The following is a 415-nucleotide window of genomic DNA, read 5'->3' on the forward strand; positions in this document are numbered from 1 at the left end:
AGCGTCATCGTTCCAGTCTGTGATGATATCCGGTGTACCGATGATCTGGTTGTTCGCATCATCGTATGTTAAACCTGATGGTAGGCCTGTTACTTCTTCTGTCGTATCGTTATCATCTGTGATCGTTACTGGGATCGGCGTAATTGCCTGTCCTTCTGTAACTGTCGCATCTGATGCATCCACCGTCGGTGCTGTTGTATCTGCTACCTTCGGATTGTTATCTTCTGTATCAGGGATTCCGTCGTTGTCATCATCTGTATCTGTTACATCAGGGATTCCGTCACCATCCGTATCACGTTGTACTGTGATTATGATCGTTTCCTCTGTTACGTTACCTGCTTCATCTGTCACTGTGATTGTTACTGGGAAGTCACGTGTCTCTTCGTACGTTCCTGTCGCAGCGTCATCGTTCCAG

General features: G+C 47.0%; 1 protein-coding gene. It reads right to left on the bottom strand.

Annotated features, from left to right (window positions below; all coding sequences use genetic code 11):
• On the bottom strand, positions 1–415 hold a 415-nt coding region (locus tag BFS35_RS13690; protein ID WP_147329928.1), incomplete at both ends, for a putative Ig domain-containing protein.

This window comes from Macrococcoides goetzii, assembly GCF_002742385.2.
GTDB classification, from domain to species: domain Bacteria; phylum Bacillota; class Bacilli; order Staphylococcales; family Staphylococcaceae; genus Macrococcoides; species Macrococcoides goetzii.